At 75.6% G+C, this 16,740-nt stretch carries 9 protein-coding genes and 1 pseudogene; 6 read left to right on the top strand and 4 right to left on the bottom strand.

Annotated elements, in window-relative coordinates; translation table 11 throughout:
- Window positions 1-70 precede the first annotated feature (70 nt).
- The 3 genes from ACWFQ8_RS06070 to ACWFQ8_RS06060 all read left to right on the top strand — a co-directional run bounded on the left by ACWFQ8_RS06070 (window position 71) and on the right by ACWFQ8_RS06060 (window position 4,247).
- Window positions 71-2,431, top strand: coding sequence for an FHA domain-containing protein (locus ACWFQ8_RS06070; RefSeq protein WP_453784987.1), 2,361 nt, complete (start codon window positions 71-73; stop codon window positions 2,429-2,431).
- Window positions 2,432-2,436: 5 nt separating this feature from the next.
- Window positions 2,437-3,105 (top strand): hypothetical protein, encoded by a 669-nt coding sequence (locus tag ACWFQ8_RS06065; protein WP_453784986.1) that lies wholly within the window; start codon window positions 2,437-2,439, stop codon window positions 3,103-3,105.
- Window positions 3,106-3,260: 155 nt separating this feature from the next.
- On the top strand, window positions 3,261-4,247 hold the full coding sequence (locus tag ACWFQ8_RS06060; protein ID WP_453784985.1) for a serine/threonine-protein kinase: 987 nt from the start codon (window positions 3,261-3,263) through the stop codon (window positions 4,245-4,247).
- Window positions 4,248-4,311: 64 nt separating this feature from the next.
- Here the strand turns inward: ACWFQ8_RS06060 and ACWFQ8_RS06055 are convergent, their stop codons facing one another.
- Window positions 4,312-5,499 (bottom strand): streptophobe family protein, encoded by a 1,188-nt coding sequence (locus ACWFQ8_RS06055; protein WP_453784984.1) that lies wholly within the window; start codon window positions 5,497-5,499, stop codon window positions 4,312-4,314.
- Between the two features lie 316 nt (window positions 5,500-5,815).
- On the opposite strand from ACWFQ8_RS06055, the pseudogene ACWFQ8_RS06050 reads away from it, so the two are divergent.
- Both ACWFQ8_RS06050 and ACWFQ8_RS06045 read left to right on the top strand, forming a co-directional pair.
- Window positions 5,816-6,982, top strand: a pseudogene (locus ACWFQ8_RS06050) (DUF6777 domain-containing protein); the annotation flags it as partial.
- A 606-nt stretch (window positions 6,983-7,588) separates the two neighbouring features.
- Window positions 7,589-9,724, top strand: a complete 2,136-nt coding sequence (locus tag ACWFQ8_RS06045) for a SpoIIE family protein phosphatase (protein ID WP_453784983.1) — start codon at window positions 7,589-7,591, stop codon at window positions 9,722-9,724.
- A gap of 77 nt (window positions 9,725-9,801) precedes the next feature.
- Here the strand turns inward: ACWFQ8_RS06045 and ACWFQ8_RS06040 are convergent, their stop codons facing one another.
- Entirely contained in the window at window positions 9,802-10,227 is a 426-nt protein-coding gene (locus ACWFQ8_RS06040) for a profilin (protein WP_453784982.1), read from the bottom strand.
- A gap of 186 nt (window positions 10,228-10,413) precedes the next feature.
- Here ACWFQ8_RS06040 and ACWFQ8_RS06035 point away from each other — a divergent pair, with 186 nt between their 5' ends.
- Window positions 10,414-13,752, top strand: coding sequence for a phosphodiester glycosidase family protein (locus ACWFQ8_RS06035; protein WP_453784981.1), 3,339 nt, complete (start codon window positions 10,414-10,416; stop codon window positions 13,750-13,752).
- A gap of 174 nt (window positions 13,753-13,926) precedes the next feature.
- On the opposite strand, the gene ACWFQ8_RS06030 is transcribed toward ACWFQ8_RS06035, so the two are convergent.
- A complete protein-coding gene (locus ACWFQ8_RS06030) occupies window positions 13,927-14,652 on the bottom strand; it encodes an alpha/beta fold hydrolase (RefSeq protein WP_453784980.1) in 726 nt (241 codons plus the stop codon).
- A 92-nt stretch (window positions 14,653-14,744) separates the two neighbouring features.
- On the bottom strand, window positions 14,745-16,709 hold the full coding sequence (locus tag ACWFQ8_RS06025) for an ABC transporter permease (protein WP_453784979.1): 1,965 nt from the start codon (window positions 16,707-16,709) through the stop codon (window positions 14,745-14,747).
- Window positions 16,710-16,740 lie beyond the last annotated feature (31 nt).

Here is a 16,740-nt window from a genome sequence, read left to right as displayed (position 1 = left end):
ATAAGATGCCTCTGACCTGCGACGATGCCGGGCCGCTGCCGGTGCTCCGGGATCGTGGGAAAATCTGGTCATGGTCCAGCGCTCCGGTGTGCCGCCCGCGCCCCAGCTCGTCCTGGAGACCGACTGGGGCGCCACTGACATGGATCCCCGCCGCGTCTACCACGTCGGGCGGGACCCCCTCTGCGAGATCTGCCTCGAAGACGCCCGCGTCTCCTGGCACCACGCGATCCTCCGCCCCGACGGCGACCACTGGACGCTGGAGGACGACAACAGCACCAACGGCACCTGGGCCGACGGCCACCGCGTCCACGCGTCGAGCGTCGGCCCCGGCAGCGAACTGCGCTTCGGCAGCGCCCAGGACGGCCCCCGCGCCGTCCTGGTCGGCCGTACGCCGCCCCCCGCGCCCCCCGCCGACGGGCCGCCCCAGGTCTCCCACCCGGATCTGACCCGCACCTTCCGCCGGCCGACCAGCGTCCGTCCGGTGCCCGCACGGGCCGTCGTGACGATCGGCCGCGCCCCCGACAACGAGCTCGTCATCGACAACCTCGTCGTCTCGCGCCGGCACGCCGAACTGCGCGGCCTCGCCGACGGCGCGTACGAGATCGTCGACCTCGGCAGCCACAACGGCACCTACCTCAACGGTGCGCGGATCCACGGCGCCGCCCGCCTCGCCGAGGGCGACATCGTCGGCATCGGCCGGTCGGCCTTCTGCCTCGTCGGCGACCAGCTCCAGCAGTACGTGGACACGGGCGAGGTCTCCCTCGACGTCCAGGAGCTCGCCGTCACCGTCGACCAGGGCCGCAAGACCCTCCTGGACCGCGTGTCCTTCCCCGTGGGCGCCAAGAGCCTGCTCGCCGTCGTAGGCCCCAGCGGAGCCGGCAAGTCCACCCTCCTCGGCGCCCTCACCGGACTGCGCCCGGCCGACCACGGCTCCGTCCTCTACGACGGGCGCGACCTCTACCGGGACTACGCCGAACTGCGCAGCCGCATCGGGCTCGTCCCCCAGGACGACATCCTGCACCTCCAGCTCACGGTCCGGCGGGCCCTCACCTATGCCGCCGAACTGCGCTTCCCGCAGGACACCGCCAAGGCCGAACGCCGGGCCCGGGTGGACGAGGTCATCGGCGAACTCGGCCTCCAGCAGCGCGCCGACCAGCCCATCCACAGCCTCTCCGGCGGCCAGCGCAAACGCGTGTCCGTCGCCCTGGAGCTGCTCACCAAGCCCTCCCTGCTCTTCCTGGACGAGCCCACCTCGGGCCTCGACCCCGGCATGGACCGCTCGGTGATGAACATGCTGCGCGGCCTCGCGGACGACGGCCGCACCGTCATCGTCGTCACCCACAGCGTGCTCAACCTCAGCGTCTGCGACCGCCTCCTGGTCCTCGCGCCGGGCGGCCGCGTCGCGTACTACGGCCCCCCCGACGAGGCCCTCGGCTACTTCGGGTACGACCAGTGGCCCGAGGCCTTCGAAGCCTTCGAGAACGACCGCGACCGCGACTGGGCCGGCGAACACCGGGCTTCACCCATGCACCGCCGCTACGTCGACGTCGACTCCGGCCGGGTGCCGGGCATGGCGGACGCCGACCGCGCCGCAGGCGTCCAGCCGCCGCCCAAGGCCCAGAGCTGGGGCTCCCAGCTCTCCACCCTGATCCGCCGGTACGCCGCCGTGCTCAGCGCCGACCGCACCTTCCTGATCATCATGGTCGCGCTGCCGTTCGTCATGGGCGCCATGGCCCGCGCGCTCGCCGGGAGCGCCCTCACGGCCGAAACGGCGCTGAACGCCCTGTTCATCCTGTGCGTCGGCGGGGTCCTGACCGGCGCCGCCAACGCGGTGCGCGAACTGGTCAAGGAGCGCGTCATCTACCAGCGCGAGCGCGCCGTCGGCCTGTCCAGATCGGCGTACCTGATGTCCAAGGTGGTGGTCCTCGGCACGGTCACGGTCGGCCAGGCCGTGGTTCTCACCCTGGTGGGGCTCGCCGGGGTCCAGATCAACGCCCCCGACGGCCAGGGCGTCTACCTGCCGCCCCTGATCGAGATCACGGTCGCCGTCGCCCTGCTGTCCGTCACCGCGATGCTGCTCGGACTGCTGATCTCCGCCCTGGTGAGCAAGGAGGAGGTCACCATGCCCCTCCTGGTCCTGCTCACCATCGTCCAGGTCGTCTTCTGCGGTTCCCTGCTCAAACTGACCGGGGTCCCCGTCATCGAGCAGCTGGCCTGGTTCGTGCCGGCGCGGTGGGCGATGGGGGCGATGGGGAACACCATCGACCTGGGCGCCATCGTGCCGGGCAAGATCACCCAGGACCCGCTGTTCGACCACGAGGCCGATCTGTGGCTCATCGAGATGGGCATGCTCGTCGCCCTGTGCGTGCTGTTCGGCGTGCTGGTGCTCCGCGTGCTGCGCCGCCACGAGCCCGCGGTCATGCGGAAGTAGGGCACATGAGCAGCCCGATGGCGGACGCAGGGGGTGAGGTGCCGGACTTCCGGCCCACCCACGTCGTACCGGGAGAGGGACTCGCCGCCTGGGAGACGGCGGACGTGTCCCGGCCCACCACCGCGCTGGACCCCTTCCTGCCCGTGCAACTGCTGGCCCGACGCGGGGAGTGGGGGGAGATCCTGTGTGCCAACGGCTGGTCCGCCTGGGTGGACGGCCGCCTGCTCGTCCCCGTGCCGCTGCCGCCGCCGACGACGGGAGGCCCGGCCCCGGCGCGTACCGAGGACCCGCGGCCGCTGCTCGCCCGGAGCGCCGACGCGGTGGAGCGCTACCGCAGGGCCGTGGAGGAGTACGCAGTGGGAAGGCTGGACGCCGAGGGGTTCCGGAACTCCGTGCGGGGGCTGCGGGCCGGGATCGTACTCGAAGGGGAGTCGGCCTGGCTGTACGACCGCACCGCCGGCCGGTGGCTCTACGCGGAGGGGCCCCGCGCCGCGACCTTCGCCGTGGCCGGCGGGCCGGAGCGACCCGCGCCGGCGTCCGTGCCGGAGCCGAGCGAGGCCGACACGGTCGGGGTCCAGCTCGACGTCCTGCCGGAGCCGGGGGAGACGCACGAGCCGACGAGGATCGTCCAGATCCCGGAGGCGCCACGGGCCACCGAAGGCGGAGAGCGCTGATGGAGCCGGGACCGGGACAGGAGTCGGGACCGGAGCCGGGGCAGGAACCCGAGCGGGAATTCGAGCGGGAATTCGAGCGGGAACCTGGGCGGGAGCCGGAGCGGGAACCGGGTCCGGCGCGGGCGCCGGGTGCCGGAGAGGAGGATCCGGCCTCGGTGCCCGGGCGGCCCGCGGACCTGCGGGGGCAGCGGATCGCCGGGTACCTGGTGGAGGCGGAGATCGGGCACGGCGGGATGGCCGTCGTCTACCGGGCCCGGGACCTGCGGCTCGACCGGATCGTGGCACTGAAGGTGCTGGCGCCCGCGCTGGCCCGCGATGAGACGTTCAGGAAGCGGTTCACCTTCGAGTCGAAGGTGGCCGCCGCGATCGACCACCCCCACATCGTGCCCGTCTTCGAGGCGGGCGAGGCGGACGGACTGCTGTACATCGCCATGCGCTACGTCGTCGGACAGGACCTGCGGGCCATGCTGGACCGCACGGGTCCGCTGTCGCTGGTCGCGGCGGCCCGGATCACCGGTCAGGTGGCGTCCGCGCTGGACGCGGCGCACGCCCACGAGCTCGTCCACCGCGATGTCACGCCGGGCAACATCCTGGTCGCCAAGGGCACGGACAGCGAACACCCCGAGCACGTGTACCTCACCGACTTCGGACTGACGAAGAAGTCCCTGTCGCTCTCCGGGTTCACCCACGCCGGGCAGTTCGTCGGAACCCTGGACTACGTGGCTCCCGAACAGATCTCGGGCAAACCGGTGGACGGCCGGTGCGACGTCTACAGCCTGGGATGCGTCGTCTACGAAACCCTCGCCGGCGCCCCGCCGTTCCGGCGCGACGACGACATCGCGCTGCTGTGGGCGCACCAGTTCGATCCCCCGCCGTCGCTGACCTCGCGCCGTCCGGGGCTGCCGGCCGGGGTGGACGCGGTACTGGCGAGAGCGCTGGCCAAGTCCCCGGAGGACCGGTGGCACAGCTGCCTGGAGTTCACCGGCGCGCTCCGACGGGTGGGTGCGCAGGCGGAGGCGGGGCCGGAGGCGGGGTCCGACGTGGGACCGGCCGGCGCGGACGACGCCGACGCGGGGACCCGGACCCACCCCCCTCCGTTGCCCCCGCGATGGGCGGCGCCGGTGTTCCGGCGCCGCGACTGAAGCGGCCGCGGGACCCGCGAGCCCCCAGCCGCGGTGCCCGCGGGCCCCGGGGCCGCGCCGCAGGTCAGCTTCGAGGCGGCGCGGGATCGCCGGTGCGGTGGTGGAAGGGGCGGGCCAGCAGGGCGCCCAGGAACCCGGCCACCGCTCCCCACAGGAGGGCGAGGCCGACGGTGCGCCCCAGCACCGGGACGAGTTCGACCTCGGCGCCGAGCCCGTCCGCCCCGCCGATGCCCAGCAGCGAGAGGCCGAACTGGACCTGCACCCTGGCCAGCAGGCAGACCGTCAGGGTGGCGAGGGCCAGCGCGATGCCCAGGTGGAGCGCGTGCTGCCAGGGCCGGACGTGAGCGGGCGACCGTACGGCCGCCAACACCCCCGTGCCGAGCAGCAGGACGGCCGCCACCGCCACCAGCCACCACGCCCGCGAGTCCTGCTCCGCGAGCGAGGACACGTCCACGGAGGACAGCTCCGGTCCCCGCAGCACCTGGTCGAGCAGTGGGGGCATCGGGAGTCCGAAGGGCCCCTCGACCCTGCCCTCCCAAGCGCCGCCGAGGCCCAGGGTCAGGGCGGGCCAGGCCAGATTGGGAAGCCCCAGCAGGACCACGGCCAGGGTCCGTGCCGCATTGCCCTGGGTCACGGCCACCACCAGGGCGACGACCACTGCGAGCACGACGTACGTGAGGAGCAGCGCGGTCGTGGCGAAGGCCGCCGGACGCACCGCCGCGTGGAAGCGGACCAGCCGGGCCGGCAGCGGAGCGCGCCGCGACACCAACAGCGAGATCAGCAACAGGCCGAGGATCCACAGGAGTCCGTAGCAGAGGGTGGCGGGCACGGCGGCCCGGAAGCCCACCGTCGGTGTCGCGTCGATGAGTTCACCGATCTCGCCGATGAGGGAGTCGCCGGTGACGACGCCGAAGGTCTGCCGCGCGAGCACGGCGACGCCGGTGAGGACGAGCAGCCACAGCAGGACCAAGGGGGCGGCCCGGCCCAGCAGTTCGCGTGGGCGCGCCACCGCGCGGTTGTGCAGCGGGCGGAGGAAGAGGAAACCGGTCGTGAGGGCGCCGGCGAGGCTCACTGAGAGCGGGAGCACCGACAGGCTCGCGCCGCCTCCCGCCAGGAAACCGGCCCCGCCCGTGACCTCCACCGCGCCGCCCGCCGCCAGTACGACCACGGCGGCGACCACCCGCGGGAACGCCCCGTTCGGCAGGTTTCCGGCCCCCGCGCAGGCAAGTCCGGCCGCGGCGACGGCAGCCATGACCACGAAACCCGCCAGGACCGCGACGAGGGAGTCGCGCCACGCTCTCGCGGCGCCCCCGGACGCCGTTACCACTGGCGATTCGGCAGACCTGGTTGTCCGGCTCACCCTGCCACCGTGGCACTCTCGGCTTGCGGGCACCACCTGAACGGCGCACACAATGGTCGCCAAAGGGAACTCCTCCTCCTAGGAAGAAGAGCCCGTGAGTACGCACCCCGATCACCAGCCGCCCCCGCAGCCCCCACCCCCACCGTCCTCGTCGTCCGCGTCGACGACGCCGTCGTCGGGGCGCCCCACCGGGCCGCCGTCCGGCCCGCTGTCGGGCGGCCAGCAGGCGGCTCCGCCGCCCCCGCCCCCTCCGCCCGCACCCCCGGGCGGGTCGGGCGGTTCGGGCGGCGCCGGCGGACCGGCCAAGGGCCCCTGGTGGCGGTCCGTGCCCCGGCTCGTCACCGCGCTCGTCGCCGCCGCCGCGGCCGTGGCCCTCGTCGTGGTGCTCATCAAGCCCGGCGGCAGCCCCGGCAACGCCAACGCTGAGGTGTTCCTCCAGCCGGCCGCCGCTTCCGGCCCGGACCCGTTCACCGCGTCCACCGCCACGCAGCAGGCGCCGCCGGAGAGCCCGGCCCCGCGGAGCCCGTCGCCGGCCGGCACCTCCGCGGGCAACGTGGGCACCCGCAGCGTCAGCGGCGCCGAACCGGGTGTGTACCAGGGAACCAGTGCCGCGGCCAGCTGCGACGTCGAGAAGCAGATCAAGCTGCTGAGCGCCCAGCCCGCCAAGAACGCCGCGTTCGCCTCGGTCCTCGGCATCCAGCCGGCGGCCGTCCCCGGGTACCTGCGCTCGCTCACCGCGGTGCAGCTGAGGATGGACACGCGGGTCACGAACCACGGCTTCCGGGACGGCCAGGCCACCTCCTACCAGGCCGTGCTCCAGGCGGGGACGGCCGTGCTGGTGGACGACCGCGGAGTGCCCCGGGTGCGCTGCGCCTGCGGAAACCCGCTCAGCGAGCCGGTGCCGCTACGGGCTGACCCCAAGCGCTTCGGCCAGACCTGGCCCTCGTACCAGCCGGCGAAGGTCGTCGTCATCGCGCCCGCGGTGACGGTCGTGAACAAGTTCGTCTTCTACGACTACGAGAGCCGGCGCTGGTACGAGCGCGACCGGCGCGACCACCACGGCCGCAACGACAGGCCCGTGCCGCCCCCGGTCATCCCGCCGCCGCTCACCCAAAGCCCCGTGGTCACGCCCACTTCTCCGACCGGCACCCGGACGGGGACCGGGACCCCGACGGGGACTCCGACGGGTACGAGGACCGGGACCCCGACGGGTACGGACACCGGGACTCCGACGGGTACGGAGACCGGGACCCCGAGGACCGACACCGGGACCCCGACGGGTACGGAGACCGGGACCCCGACGGGTACGGAGACCGGAACTCCGACGGGTACGGACACGGGAACTCCGACGGGTACGGACACCGGAACTCCGACGGGTACGGAGACCGGGACCCCGAGGACCGACACGGGGACCCCGACGGGTACGGAGACCGGGACCCCGAGGGGGGCCGAGACCCGGCCGGAGACCCCGACCCCGACCGAGGCGGTGACGCCGACGACGCCGCCGCCGGTGACGGAGTCAGAGGCACCGTTGGTCACCGAGTCACCGCCCCCGGTGACCGTGACGCCCCCTCCTTCGACCCCTCGCTCGGCCGCGCCGCCGATCGTGACGCAGCCCCCGACCACGCCCCAGCAGGACGTTCCGGAACCGCCGCTCGCGACCCCGGAGCCGGAAGGACCGGTATCGCCTCCTCCGGAAGAGCAGCCCGGTGACGGCCCCGGTGACGGACCTGGTGACGGACCTGGTGACGGCCCCGGTGACGGACCTGGTGACGGCCCCGGAAACGGCAACGGCAACGGAGACGGAAACGGAAACGGCGGGCAGTAGGACCCACCGATCAGCCGCGGGTGCGGCGGGCGAGAGAGTCGCCCGCCGCACCGGCCGTCCGTGCTCGTGGCGGCGCCGGCCGGTGACCGACGGCGAGCGGTGCGGCCCGCGTCCCGCAGGGACAGCGGCGGGCATGGGTGAGACCCTGGCTGCATGGCCCAGAGGGGACACCACCCCGAGGTCGACTGGCCCGCTCGGCCGGACACGAGCCTCGCGCTCAACCGCATGGGGACCTTCGACTGGGACCTCGACAGCGGACGCATGCACCTGGATCCCACCGCCTTCGAGGTCCTCGATCTGCGCCCGGACGAGTTCAGCGGGACCGCCGAAGGGCTGCGCCGGCGCATCCCGCCCGCCGAGGAGGCCCGGCTGGACGCCCGGGTCGCCCAGGCCCTCAAGGCCGGCCGCAGCCACTACGGGGCCTACATCCGCAGCCGACGGCGCGACGGCTCCCCGGCCTGGACCCACATCCAGGGCAGCATCCTGCGGGACCCGGACGGCCGCCCGTACCGCGTGATCGGGATCGTCCGCGACGCCGCCCACGACCCCGCCGAGCCCGGCGCCGCCGGTGAGCGCAGCGAGGGGCGGCGCCGGATGACCGGAGTCGTCGAGCGGACCACCGCCATCCTGGCCCACGCCCGCACGGTGAACGACGTGACCGACATCCTCAAGGACCCGCAGGCACTCGGATACCTCGGCGCGGTCAGCGTGATGCTCGGCGTGGTCGACGGCGGCCGGATCCATCTGGTCGCCGAGGGGCAACTGGGCTCGTACGTGCCCGAGATCGAGTACACGCGCATCGACGCGCGACTGCCGATGAGCGAGGCGGTACGGACCATGCGGCCGGTCCTGCTCGCCTCGCGGGAGGAGTTCCAGCAGGGCTACCCGGACCTGTGGCCGTACATCGAGCCGCTGAACGTCCGCAGCGGGGTCTACCTGCCGCTGATCGCCCAAGGGCGCCCCATCGGCGCGCTCGGGCTCCTGTACGCGCGGGACGGGGACTTCACCGCCGAGGAGCGGAACCTGCTGATGGCGCTCGGCAGCGGCATCGCGCAGAGCCTCCAGCGCGCCATCCTCTTCGAGCAGGAGCACGACCTCGCCGAAGGCCTCCAGCGGGCCATGCTGCCCCGCCGGATTCCGGAGGTGGCGGGCGCGCGGATCGCCGTACGGTACCGCTCGGCCCGGATGGGACGGGACATCGGCGGCGACTGGTACGACGTGATCCCGCTCGGTGAGGGCCGGGTCGGGGTGATGATCGGGGACGTCGAGGGGCACGACACGGACGCCGCCGCCGTCATGGGGCAGCTCCGCATCGTCCTGCGCGCGTACATCGTCGAGGGCCACACCCCCGGCACGGCCATGGCCCGGGCCTCGGACTTCCTGCGGGAACTGGAGACGGAACGCTTCGCCACCTGCACGTACGCCGAGGTCGACCTCGCCACCGGGATGCTCCGGATGGTGCGCGCCGGCCACCTCGACCCGTTCGTGCGGCGGGGGGACGGCAGCTGCCACCGGATCCAGGTCGCCGGCGGCCTCCCGCTCGGCCTCCCGCGGAACGGGGCGGGCAGCGGGCTGGGTCCGGACACCGTTCCGGACACGGGTAGGGGGCGGGGGCCGTCGAGCGGTCCCGACTCGGGCGCGGACTGCGGTTACCCCGTCACCACGCTCGAACTGCACCCCGGGGACACCCTGCTGCTCTGTACGGACGGGCTGATCGAGCGGCCGGGTACGGACCCCGACACCGGTATGCGGGAGTTCATGTCGACGGTCGGCCGCGGCCCCCGCGAGGTGGAGGAGCTCGCGGACGTGCTCTGCGAGCTGGTCGGCGACTCGGGCGGTGGGGACGACATGGCCCTGCTCGTCCTGCGCCGCCGAGGCACGCCCATCCCTCGCGGCGGCGGCCCACTGCGCCACCGGCTGGACCCCGGCGACACGGAGGGCCCGGCGCTGGCCCGCCATCTGATCCGGGCCGCGGCGGCCGCCTGGGGCGCGCCCGAGCGGTCCGACGAGATCGAGCTGGCGGCCGACGAGCTCATGACCAACGCGCTCGTGCACACGGAGGGCGGCGCCGACATCGGGCTGCGGCTGACCGGCGAGGGGCGGATCCGGGTCGAGGTCGCCGATTCCAGCAGCGCGCTGCCGCAGCGGCGCGAGGCGGAGGACTGGGCGGTGTCGGGACGCGGGCTGATGCTGGTGGAACGGCTCGCGGACGCCTGGGGCGTGCAACCCCGGGGTGGCGGAAAGCTCGTGTGGTGCGAGTTCTCCGTACCAGCACCCGCGGGCGGATAGCGGGGCCACCCGGCCGGCGGCGGGGACGTCGGAACCGTGGTGCGGTGCACCCGGCCCGTCGTGCGCGGTGGTCGCGGTCAGGGCGAACCGTCGTGCGGTGCACCCGGGCGACCGCCGCCGGCGTGACCACCGACGGCCGCGAGACGGTCGGCGAGGTTCGCCACGGCGAGCACGGCATCCGCCGGGCGGTGTCCCTCCCGGTACAGGCCCACCACGATGAACGGGGGGTTCTTGACGGCGACGACGCCCCCGCCTCCGCGCTTGCCGTGCAGGAGGCGCCCGTCCGCCTCCGCGGCCACGTACCGCACGCCGCCCACGGTCATCCCCGACGCGACGGCGTCCTTCGGCGCCTCGAACAGCTTCGCCAGTTGCCGGCCCTCCCGGACCGTGGTCAGGAACGCACCGGTAGCGGCCCGGACCGAACCGTCCAGGCGCAGGATCTCCGCCGCGGCCACACATCCCGAGTCCAGGACCTGCCGCAGACTGAGCGTCGTCTCGTCCACCAGGTCACTCCTTCGTGTCGGCGACCGAAGCGACGGCCGCCTTCGGGGCGCCTACCCGCCTCGCGCCCACTCACCCGGTCCGCCCCGCCCGACGCACGGGTTCCCCGGTGCCCCGAACGGCTCGCATCCCGTGGACAACGGCGCGTCCGGGGCTCTCGGCGGGTGCGAGTCGTCGATCCTGCCGGGATGCCGCCGTCCCCGCGTTCCGCGCTGCCGGTCCTGCTCGCCGTGCTCCTCGCCGCGCCCGCGGCGCCCGCCGCTCCGGCCGTGTCCGCCGTGTCCGCCGCTCCGGCTGTGTCAGCCGCGCGTGCGGCTGTCGGCGACGGGGTGGAGACGGCCCGTACCGTCCGGCAGGTCGCTCCCGGCGTCCGGCTCGCCTCGTACGACCGGCTCGAAACCGACCGCTGGCTGCGCATCGACGAGCTCGTCGTGGACCTCGGCGGCGACGCCGGCGTCCGGGCCGAGTACCTCCGGGGCACCGGGGCGGGCACCCGCCCCGCCACTGTCACCACCGTCGCGGAGGCCGCGGTCCGGCACCCCGCCGGGTCCGGGCGGCGCGTGGTGGCCGCGGTGAACGGCGACTTCTTCGACATCCGGGGGACGGGCGCACCGCTGGGCCCCGGCCTGCGCGCGGGGCGGCTGCTGCACTCGGCGTCGGCCGGAGCGGGCGCGGCGGTCGGCTTCGGCGCGGACGGCAGCGGTCGCGTCCTGCGCGTCGCGCTGACCGGCGGCGTCACCCTGCCGGGAGGCGCCGTGCGCCCGCTGACCGGTTACAACGCGGCCAGGCCGGTCGCCGGGGGCTTCGCCGCGTACACCGCCGACTGGTCGGCGGACGGCATCCAGGTACCGGCAGGGGGCGCGGCGGCGGAGGTCCGGGAGGGGCGCGTCACCGCGGCCGGCACGGTACGGGGCCCCGTACGCCGCCCGCGTCCCCGACCCGGCACCACGCTGCTGGTCGCGGACGGCCGGACGGCGGCCGAACTCGCTCCCCTGCGCCCCGGCGACGCGGTGGCCGTCGAGGCCCGGCCCGCGGTCGCCGCCGCGGCTACCGCAGCCGACCCGGTGCCGGTCACCGCGATCGGCGGCCGGGAGCCCCTCGTGGTGGCCGGGGTCCCGCAGAACCACGACGGCAAGGCGAACAACGCGGCTGCCCCGCGTACCGCGGTGGGCTTCTCGCGCGACGGCCGGCGGATGCGGATCGTGACGGTGGACGGCAGGCAGCGGGACAGCGGCGGCCTCACCCTCACCGGCTTCGGCCGCCTGCTGCACGGGCTCGGCGTCCACGAGGCGCTGAACCTGGACGGCGGCGGCTCCTCCACCCTGCTCGCCGCCCTGAGCGGGGTGACCGGGCTCGCGCTGGAGAACGCGCCCTCGGACGGCCGGCTCCGACCGGTCCCCAACGGCCTGGTCCTGACCGCCCCGACGGGCTCAGGACGGACGGCCGGCTTCCGCGTCGAAGCCCTGGGCGGCGCCGTTCGGCTCTTCCCCGGCCTGACCCGGACCCTCACGGCGACCGGCCACGACGATGGGCTCGGTCCGGCGGCGGGCGAGCCGGTGTGGTCGGCCGACACCGGCCGGATCGGCGCGGACGGGGTGCTCCACGCCCCGCCGGCGGCGAGCGTCACCGTGCGGGCCGCGCGCGGGGCGGCGTACGGCACGCTCCGGCTGGACGTGCTCGGCCCGCTCGCCCGGATCCGGCCGGCCCCCGACCGGATCGGGCTCGTGGCGGCGGGGGAGAGCGCCGGCTTCGTCCTGACCGGGTACGACGACCAGGGCGCGGCGGCCACCGTCGAACCCCGGGACGTGAGCCTGCGCTTCGACACGTCGCAGTGGCGCGTCACCGAGGACGGCCGGGGCGGCTTCACCGTGACCGCGCTCGTCCCGCGGGCCGTCGGGCGGCTCCGCGCCACCGTCCGGGCCACGGGGGCCACGACCGAACTCGCCCTCGGCGCCGGCCTGGTCCCGCTGCCCCTCGCCGACCTGGAGGACGCGGCCGCCTGGACCGGACCCCACGCGGCCCCCACCGAGGGCCGCCCGGGCCGCGGCATCGCCCTCGCCCTCGACGCCTCCCCGTCCCCCCGAACCACCACCCCGCCCGCCTCCCACCCCGCCCGCCCGGTCCCGCCCGCCGCCACCCCCCGGGGCCCGGTCCGCGCTGCCCCACCCGCCGCCGCCGTCCGGGGCCCGATCCGCGCTGCGTTACCCGCTTCCCTCCTGGGCCCGGTCCGCCCGGCGCGGCCCGCCGCCGCCCCTACCGGGGGCCCGGTCAGCGTCCCCGGCTCCGCCTTCCTCGGGCCCCCGCTCCCGGCCGCCGCGCCGACGCCCGTGGGGCGCCGCTTCCCCGGCTCCCATGTCCCCTCCTCGCCGCCCCGGGTCACCGCCTTGGCATCCGCTGCGCCCGGCGTCCCCGGCTCCGTCTTTCTCGCCCCGGGGTCCCGGGCCACTGCCCTGAGGCCTGCCGGGTGCAGCGTCCCCGCATCCGGTGTCCTTTCCTCGCCGGCCCCTCCCGCATGCCCGGTGCCCGCCGGGCCCCGCGATACCGGCCCCGGTGTCATCGCCCCGCCGCTTGCGGCTACGGTCCTGCCGACCGCCCCGCAGCGCGGGCCGGGCCGGGCCGTTGCGGTCGCGCCCGCCCCCGGCTCGGCGACCCCGCCGCGACCGCTGCCCGTGCCCGAGTTGGCCCGGGCGCTGTCGCTGTGGGTGCACGGAGACGGGTCCGGGGCTCGGGCCGCCGTGGAACTGGCCGATGCCGACGGGGGCGCGGTCGTCGTGCGCGGGCCGGCCGCCGACTGGACCGGCTGGCGGGAGGCCGTCCTGCCGCTGCCCCCGGAGGCCACGGCGCCGCGCCCGCTGTCCGTCACCCGACTCTCGGCCTCGGGCGGCACCCGGCCGGGCCGGCTGGTGCTCGACACCCTGACCGCGCGGACCCCGCCGACGGGTCCGGCGGCGCCCGAGGCGACGCGCCCCGACCCGATCGTGGCCGCGGCGGCCGCGGTCCTGGCCCGGCCGTGGCGGTTCGCCGTCGTACCGTCCCCGTCCTTGGCGCGGGCCGAACAGACGCGGGCGGAACAGACCCGGGAGGACGGCGCCGACCTCGTGCTGACCGGTGCCGAGAGCGCGCCCTTCGTGCACCGGGGCGTCCGGTTCCTGCCGCTGGACACCGGCCGCCGCACGCTGGCCGGCGGCGGGGTGGCCCGGATGCGGGCGCTGCGCGAGGCCCTGTCGGCTGCCGCCCGCGAGCCGGGTACGGGCGCGCTGGCCGTCGTCCAGCGGTACGCGCCGGCCGCGCTCGACGGCAAGGAGACGGCCCTGCGGGACCGGTGGCTGGCCGAGTTCCGCCGCACCACCGGCAAGCGGGTGGCGGTGCTCACGATCGGCGGCCCACGCTTCGAGGCCGGACGGTCCGAGGGCGTGCTCCGGCTCACGGCCGCGCGCGACGCTCGCACCCTGGTCGGCGCCGACGCCTTCGCCCGGGCCGGCCGGGACTGGCTTTCGGTACTACCGGGGCACCCCGGCAGGCTCTGAACTCCGGCCCGCCAGCGGCGCACCCGCACCGAACCTCGTGGCTCCGGCGCGAGGCGCGCCCGACCGGAACTTCCGACTCCGGCGCATGGCGCGGCCGGGCGAAGGCTCGGGCTCCGGCGTGCGGTGCGGTGCGGCCGGGCGGCGGGCTTGGCGCGGGGGCCGCGCCCTGAGGTGTCAGTCTCGGCGTCCCGGCTCCGCCCCGGTGCCGACCGCGTCGAGCAGGATGCGGGCCAGCTCGCGCGGCCGGGAGAACATCGGCCAGTGCCCCGTGTCCAGTTCGACCAGCTGCCACCGCGGACCGCTCCGGAGCAACGCCGCCACTTCCGCCTTCGGCTCGGCCCCGTCGAGCAGGCACTTCACGTAGGTCGCCGGGAGTTCGCCGAGCGGGCGGGCCAGTACGGCCGGCTCGGTCAGGGTGGCGCCGGGGTGCGGGGTGGCGCCGCTCACGATACGGGCGGTCTGCTCGGCGTCGAGGCCCTGGCCGGCGTAGTCGCCGGCGGTCAGCGGGGCCCAGAAGCCACCGGTCGCCGCGATCGAGGCCTCCACCACCGCCCGCCCGTCCGGCCAGCCGGAGACGAACGACTCGCCGTCGGCCGGGACTTCGGAGTCGACGAAGACCACCCGGGTCAGCCGATCACCGAGCCGCTCGGCCGCCTGGCCGACCGGGATGCCCGCATAGCTGTGCCCTACCAGCACGACGTCCCGCAGGTCCCGGCGCTCGATCTCCTCGACGACGTCCCGCACATGGGTCTGCTGCCCGGCCGGGACCCCCTGCCTGTCGGCGAGCCCGGACAGCGTCAACGGATGCGCCCCGTGCCCTGCCGCGCGCAGCGGCGCCACCACCTCGGACCACGCCCACGATCCGAGCCAAGCGCCTGCGACCAGCACGAAGTTTGCCATGCACGCACCGTAGCGCGAGGGTCCGACAACGCTCCGTCCGTCTGGTCGACGGGCACGGCGGCCCCGCAGCCCCGCGGCCCCCGCCCCGCAGCTCAGAGGCGTACCAGCGTGACCTCGGTCGCCTTCACGCTCGTCCAGACCGCCACGCCGTCGACGATGCCCAGCTCGGCCGCCGCGTCCGGCGTGATCTCCGCGACGAGGTCCGGCGCCTCCTCCGAGGCGACCAGCACGCGGAGCCGGCTGCCGACCGAGGTGATCTCGCGGACCGTCCCCCGCCAGACGTTGCGGGGACTGCCGCCCGGGCGGGTCCGGTGCACCGAGACCGCCTCGGGGGCGATGATCGCGAGCGCCCCGGTCCCCTCGGGCAGAGCCTCGGACACCACCAGTCGGCCGCCACCGGCCAAGGCGAGACCGTCGGCCGAGGCCGTGCCGGGCCAGGCGTTGCGCCCCAGCATCCGCGCCACCCAGGGGGAGCGCGGGTGCCGCGTCACCTCGGCGGGCGGCGCGTCCTGGAGGGCGCGCCCGTCGGCGAGTACGAGGACCCGGTCGGCCAGCGACACCGCCTCGACGGGGTCGTGCGTGACGATGAGGCAGACGCCGCCGAAGCCCGCCAGATGCGTGCGCAGCGTGTGCCGCACGCGGCCCCGTGTCGTCTGGTCCAGCGCGGCGAGGGGCTCGTCGAGCAGGAGGAGCCGGGGGCGCGCGGCCAGGGCGCGGGCGAGGGCCACGCGCTGGGCCTGGCCGCCGGAGAGCTGCGAGGGCTTGCGCCGGGCGAGGTGGCCGACGCCCAGCCGGTCCAGCCAGGCCTGCGCCTCGCGGCGGGCGTCGGCGCGCGGCACCCGGCGGGCGCGCAGCCCGTACGCGGTGTTGGCCAGGGCGGACAGGTGCGGGAACAGCGCACCGTCCTGCGGGACCCAGGCCACCTGCCGCTTGTGCGGCGGCAGGGAGGTCACGTCGGTGTCGCCGAGCCGCAGGTCGGCGTGCGCCCGGGGGGTCAGCCCGAGCAGCGCGCGCAGCAGGGTGGTCTTGCCGGCGCCGTTCTCGCCGACGACCGCGATGGTGGTGCCGGGCCGGGCGTCGAGGGTGAGCTGGTTGAAGCCGGTGACGGTGGCGTGCAGGGGCCAGTGGCCCCGGTCCGCGCCGTCCTCGCCGTCCGCGAGGTTCGGGTCGGTCCGGTCGGCCCGGTCGTCGGGCTCGTCCGGCGCGTCCCGGCCGGCCGGTTCCTCGACGGCCGGCGGCGCTCCGGCGGTCTCCGCGGCGGGCGGCCTTCCGGTCCAGCGGCCGCGCAGGGCGATCAGCACGCCCATGGCGATCACCAGGAGCAGCAGGGAGACGGAGGTGGCGGCCTCGGGCTGGTCCTGCAGCAGCAGGTACACCTGGAGCGGCAGCGTCTGGGTGGTGCCGGGCAGGTTCCCCGCGAAGGTGATCGTGGCGCCGAACTCGCCGAGGGCGCGCGCCCAGGTGAGTGCGGCGCCGGCGACCAGGCCTGGGGCCACCATCGGCAGGGTCACCGTGAAGAAGACGCGGACCGGTGCCGCGCCCAGCGAGGCGGCCGTCTCCTCGTAACTCGGCTTGAGCCCACCGAGGGCCCCTTCCAGGCTGATGACGAGGAACGGCATGGCGACGAAAGTGGCCGCGACGACGGCGCCGGAGGTGTGGAAGGGCAGGGTGATCCCGAAGGAATCCTCCAGCCAGGGTCCCAGCAGCCCGCGCCGGCCGAAGCCCAGCAGCAGGGCCACGCCGCCGACGGTCGGCGGCAGCACCATCGGGAGCAGCACCAGCGAGCGCACGAAGGCCTTGCCCCTGAACTCCACCCGCGCGAGCAGCCAGGCGAGCGGCACGCCGAGCAGGAGCGACAGGATCAGCGCCCACGCGGACACCAGCAGCGACAACCGCAGCGCCTCGACCACACCGGGGCTGGTGAGGTGCGCGCCGAGCCGGCTCCACTGGGTGCGGGTGAGGATGCCGACGAGCGGGAGCAGCAGGAACGCGACGGCCAGGAGCGCGGGCAGCGCCAGGGCCACCGGAGGCCGGGTGCGGGTGCGGGGTCTGTTCATGTCCGTTCCTGGCGGGGGAGGGGGCGGCGAG

It is taken from the genome of Streptomyces sp. NPDC055254 (assembly GCF_053606025.1).
The sequence above is the reverse complement of the archived record's forward strand: the minus strand, read 5'-3'. Positions and strand labels throughout refer to the sequence as shown.

Bases quoted from the DNA above. Each gene is read 5' to 3' on its own strand.
- ACWFQ8_RS06070 (WP_453784987.1), top strand. From the start codon at position 71: ATGGTCCAGCGCTCCGGTGTGCCGCCCGCGCCCCAGCTCGTCCTGGAG.
- ACWFQ8_RS06065 (WP_453784986.1), top strand. From the start codon at position 2,437: ATGAGCAGCCCGATGGCGGACGCAGGGGGTGAGGTGCCGGACTTCCGG.
- ACWFQ8_RS06055 (WP_453784984.1), bottom strand. From the start codon at position 5,499: ATGGCTGCCGTCGCCGCGGCCGGACTTGCCTGCGCGGGGGCCGGAAAC.
- ACWFQ8_RS06045 (WP_453784983.1), top strand. From the start codon at position 7,589: ATGGCCCAGAGGGGACACCACCCCGAGGTCGACTGGCCCGCTCGGCCG.
- ACWFQ8_RS06035 (WP_453784981.1), top strand. From the start codon at position 10,414: ATGCCGCCGTCCCCGCGTTCCGCGCTGCCGGTCCTGCTCGCCGTGCTC.
- ACWFQ8_RS06030 (WP_453784980.1), bottom strand. From the start codon at position 14,652: ATGGCAAACTTCGTGCTGGTCGCAGGCGCTTGGCTCGGATCGTGGGCG.
- ACWFQ8_RS06025 (WP_453784979.1), bottom strand. From the start codon at position 16,709: ATGAACAGACCCCGCACCCGCACCCGGCCTCCGGTGGCCCTGGCGCTG.